The 5,402-nt window shown below is 48.1% G+C and carries 2 protein-coding genes; both read right to left on the bottom strand.

The window, feature by feature from the left end; translation table 11 throughout:
• Window positions 1-34: 34 nt before the first annotated feature.
• A complete protein-coding gene (locus IDAT_RS12330) occupies window positions 35-3,478 on the bottom strand; it encodes a translocation/assembly module TamB domain-containing protein (RefSeq protein WP_034734179.1) in 3,444 nt (1,147 codons plus the stop codon).
• Window positions 3,475-5,250 (bottom strand): autotransporter assembly complex protein TamA, encoded by a 1,776-nt coding sequence (locus IDAT_RS12325; protein WP_156099530.1) that lies wholly within the window; start codon window positions 5,248-5,250, stop codon window positions 3,475-3,477. The genes IDAT_RS12330 and IDAT_RS12325 overlap by 4 nt, the downstream gene beginning before the upstream one ends.
• Window positions 5,251-5,402 lie beyond the last annotated feature (152 nt).

The following is a 5,402-nucleotide window of genomic DNA, read 5'->3' as shown; positions in this document are numbered from 1 at the left end:
GCTCTTCAGCTCTTCGAACAGCGAATAGCTGCCCTCACCGTTCGAAGGTGTAGAAGATGTCGCCGCCTTGTGCCTGACTATTCGCCATGGTTTCAATCAGCAAACGTTCGGTCAATTGGTAACGAACCATAAAAGTATTCGTGCTTTCTAAGAGTCCTACACCGTACTTCACAAACAACTTCGGGGATAAATACTTACCGATGTAAAACGAAGTTTCACGAGTGTTCGGATCCGTATCGATACCAAACTCATCGATACCAAAGGTGTCCTGCAGTGATTCGCCTATTGCCTCGGTACCCTTGGCTCCTAACATCAACAGCGCTTGTAATTGAATGTCGCTAGAGTTAGTAGACGAAGCGGACTGCATACTCTTTCCGAGTATTAAATAGGAGAGGATCTCAGAGTCCGGCATAGCAGGTGTCGAGAACAGCCTAAAGTCAGGTTCGACCAAGGTACCAACCACTTGCGCACCCACATTCACATTACTGCCAATGTTACCATTTGAGATGTCTCGTTTAACCCTTAGATCGAGCCCTGGGTTACTAACATCCCCACCGTTATAGATAAATGACCCACGGTCAATCTTCAACTCTTGTCCATAAAGCTCATAACTACCGTCAGCCACACTAATACTGCCAATAGCTGTCGTGGAACGACTGGGTTCTTCAACGATTTCTAATCCACCTTGCAAACGACCGGTGAAGCCATAGGCATCTACGGACACCTGATCTCCAAGGTTCACACGTATTTGTGCGTTCACCGCTAGTGTTTCTTCATTGCTCTGAGTTTGTGCAATTGGGTCACCGTCACTGGTGATCATAACATCGCTTGAATTGCTCACCGAAGTCTCAAATTCTGGTGCCGAAATTGCCGCATAAGGAACGTCGACGGTGCCAGCAATCTCAATTGCCCGATCATTTACGTAGACGGTAAGATCCGGTGAGATGTCTACCGTCGCGGTGGGCATTTGTAATGCACGAAAGTTTTGCCCAGTAATGCGTAAATACGCCTCTGCATCGAGTGGTAAAGCTACCCCTTCAACAAGCACCCAACCGCCGTCTCCAGCTTTTGCCTGGCCCTCAATCTCAAGTGCACCATCTGAATCGGGTCTATCAATTAAAGCCAATCGTACGTCATTAAAAACGAAGTTGGTTTCTGCAAATACTACTGATTCTGCGTAAACCTCCATATCACCATTGATACTCGGTTGTGCCAGGGTACCGCTAAGCTCAAGTTGTGCGGTTGCCTTACCCCCATGATAACGCATACCTGGTAGGACCCAATCCAGCATCGCGAGATCGTCGAGCGCAAAAATTAAGTCGCCTTGAACAGTTTGTTCGTGGTAGAGATCTGCAATCGAAAAGTCGCCAAACAAGCCACCTTCGTTATTACCTAGTTGCCCGTCCATAGTCGCGGTAATAGCATCCGCACTGCCTTTAGCAGCGATTTCCCAATAGGCAAGGCGTGTACTGGTTTCTTGATTGAGTGCGAAGAACACGGTGTTTTCACTGCGCAACTTGAGATTCATCTCGCGGATTTTCATTTCGTCCCGACTAACTGAGAGGTCGGCATCAAGGGTGACGAGTCCGGCAATACGTTGGGCGACATCGCGCTCACGAAACCGATTGAGCAACCACAATGAGAGCCGTTCACCATTTAGGCTGGCATTTAAGGTCGCTTCATTTACCTCAATCGAAGCGCATAAAGCGCCAAACTGATTGGGTTCATGTTGCAAACATAGACGATTTAATTGTGCTGACCAAACTTCGTTTTTACGTTCAAAATCGAGAGTTGCTGCTTCAGTAAGTAGCCATTTGTCTAAACTTTCTGTTTGCACCATAAAGGTAGAGAAATCGACATTGAATGCATTTAGCTCTTGTTCTGTGTCAATCGCAAAACTAGTGTCAAGCGCCTGCAATTCACTCAGCCCCTCAGGAACGTATGGTAGTTGCTGAATATCGCTTACGGTAAGTTGCCCGCGCAGGTTATTTTGAGCCGTCGAACCATTTAGTTGCAGTTGGGTCGCGCCAAGGGCAATAGCAAAGTCATTAAAGATTAGCTGATGCTCTTTGAGCACAATCGCTCCTTGCAGCAGAGCAGGATTATTGGCATTAGGAAGGCCTAGCGATGTGCTGGCGGAATTAATGGTGAAGTTCATAGCGAGTCGCTCTTGCCAGGCGACATCGAGTTTACTGTCGAGCTCAAGCTTGTCACTATCGAATCTCAGTTCTGAGATTGAAACCTGGGTCAAACCACCGCTACCATTGAGCGATACGGTTAGGTTATCAATAGCCAACTCAGGTGGTCCGCTAATCTGCATTTGAATAGCGTTGTTGAATTCATAGTCTGCTAGGGTTCCTTCGATAGAGCTCTGCCCGCGCGTAATGCTGACACCTATATTCTCAACTGCATAGGCCAGATTTTCATAGGCTAACGCGAAAGATAGCGGGTTCGACTGGAAATCACCGGTGAAATTGTTGTGTTGCCAGTTTCCCCGCAGCGCAATGTGTCCATCAGCAGAACCGATACGGCTAGCCCGTATATTTTCAATAAAGATATTTTCAGAATCGATCTGAACCTTACCTGAAATTTCACTTTCGTTTGTCAAGTAGCGCTCGATATCGGCGACTGGATCATTCAACCAAGGCTTAACTAACGCCAAAGGGAGTTGCTGTAAATTGAGTTCAGCTTGCCATTTTAGTTGTTCCAGTGGCTCGTTAATCTCTAACGATAGTGATTGTGATGGCGTTGTCTTGGTGCTAAATGAGGTAGCCAATTGGATAGGCTTATCGCGTAAGGCACCGTCGAAGTCCAAGCTACCGGTAATCGGCGCAATGCGCTTGTCATTAAATTCGAGTTGATAATCACCGTCACCGCGCAGCGAATAGTTGCCACGTAGTTGTAGCGACACTTGCCCTTGGTGCTCAACCGTCAGTTGCTCTTGGGCAAACCTTAGTTGCAGTTGCGATAGAGCAAGTTGGCTATCGACGAGTTCCAGTGTTGTCGCAAAGTTTGCATCATAATCCACGCGAGAGGCGGGATCAGCGTTCGTTTGTAGGCTGAAACCATTTACCGCCAAGCGTTGAATAGCAACTGCAAATGGCAGTGCAATTGTTGGTAACGAGATAGGTTCATCATTCGCCGCACTTGGCGATAACAGTTGCAAATGGGGTTGTTGCAAGAGCAACTCGTCAATAATGAGTTTTTTGTCTAATAGTTCAAAAGGTCTCCATACCCATTGAACGTTGTCTACCGAGAAGCGTTGCCCTTCGAGTTCCACTACCAAGTGCTCAATTTCAATCGCTTCAGTAAGTGTTCCGGAAACCTTATCGTAGGTAATGGTTACAGGTGCAAAATGTATTGCCTGCGCTACTACAAAGCGGGTCCCCGCACTGGTGCTAATAAGCACAAAGGCGGTGAGCGGAACTACAACAAATAAGACAACGATTGTTGTCGCTAGTACTTTTAACCATTTCATAGGTCGGGGCCTATCGTTAGATGCAAACGCCACGGTTTATCCGGTTCATCTACAGCTTGCGCAACGTCCAACCGCACCGGGCCGATAGGCGAGAGCCAGCGGACACCGACGCCATAGGTTTGCTTCCAGGTCATCGACCAATCCAAGCCGCTATTACCAAAGTCAGTGAATAATGCGACGCGCCAATTAGGCGCGACTAGGTAATCTATTTCTGCACTTGCTACTCCCAAGTAACGACCGCCAACGACAACCCCCTCGGCGTTAGTGGGGCCCAATTGTTGATAAGCGTAACCGCGAACACTGTGATCACCACCGGCGAAGAATCGCAACGAGGGTGATATCTCATCGAACTCATCGGTCGACATGCCGCCAAGTTCAGCGCGCGCCAACAAACGCCAATGTTGATTGATTGAATAAACAGCTTTACCGCTAAGCGTCAGCGAAACGAAGGATGCGCTCGACAATGCGCTGTCACTGGCGCCCTGTAAACGCGCACTGAGTCGGAAGCCACTGTCGACCAGGTTACGGTTACTTGGATCTAAATTACTGCTAACGTAACTAACTTCAGCACTCGGTACTAAAAAGCTGGAAGTTTCACGTATTGCGCTACCAAAGCGGAAATCTTCGCGCAAATAGCTCAGTTGGTAGCTGCGCTGCCAGGTATCATAGTGACGGGTGTCGCGTATACTGGTGCGATAAAGCGTCGAATCTAACTCTTCGTAGCTACGGTCAATGACTTCACCGGTAAGACTGTACTGATCGCGGGCAGGGTCCTTGCCGGGAATAATGTAATCCACAAAACCAGTGCTTTGTAGTTGCGACAGCCGTAATAAGCTAGAGAGCCGGTGACCTCTATCGTTGACCCAACGCCGATCAAAACCGAGCGTCAAACGGGCTCCCGTATCTGTACCATAGCCTGGCCCAATTTGATAAAAGTCTCGTTGGTTCGGGGTGACGCGAATGGAGACAGGAACTTCCTCCGCCTTTGCTTCTTGCCATAAGGGAGCGACTTCGACGCTGTCAAAATAATCGCTACCTGCAAGCGCAATCTGAAGATCGAGCAAGTCGCGGGTATGAAATAAGTCACCTTCCTCAAATTGAAAGTAGCGCTCGATGAATTCACTGGATAAATGATTACAGCAAATCGTTACTTCACCAAAACGAAAACGTTCACCGCTCGCATAGGTAAGGAAAATGTGTGCACTCGCATCACTCAGTTCGACTTGCAATTTTTGTTCAGTGAAGCGGGCGTCGTAATAACCACGCTCGGCCGCCAAATTACGCAGCATCGATTTGATTTTTTCGTAGTCGGCGTGCAGTAATGGCTCGCCTATTTTCACCGGAAATCGTCGTTGCAGTTGCTGGTAGGCATCATCGTTGGTAAGTCCACCATCGATTTTAATATCGAGTGTGCGGACTAGCGTGCGCTGACCTACTGCGATCGTATAGTTAACACTGACTTTGTTGTCCGTTTCGTTTATCTCAGTTTCGACTTCAGTGTGATAGTAACCAAAAGGACGCAACGCTTGTTTGATTTCCTCCGCACCGCGACGGGCCAGAAAACGAACGCGAAAGATGCTAGGAGCAGGCTCTCCAGAATACTCAAGAATACCCAGATAGCTCTCAACGTTGCTGGCGAGCTCACCGCCAACGCCAGAGTAGGAGACCTCTAGAACCGTTTCGGTCTGCTCTTGGGATTGGGCATCGGTTGCACTAGCCAGCAACCATCCAAACAGCAAGACCAGCAAGCATAATCCTTTGTGTGCCGTCACTCATTCACCGCCACTTGCATAATAAGTCTTTCATAGACATCAGTATATCAGAGCAATTCCATGAAATCGGCGAAAAAAGCCGCAAGTGATTCGTAAAATTACACAAAAGACTTGCTCGCAACACAGCTGCCAGTATAATTCGGGGTCTGCAC

The organism is Pseudidiomarina atlantica (genome assembly GCF_000753735.1).
GTDB lineage: Bacteria > Pseudomonadota > Gammaproteobacteria > Enterobacterales > Alteromonadaceae > Pseudidiomarina > Pseudidiomarina atlantica.
This window is presented reverse-complemented; position numbering and strand designations above follow the sequence as displayed.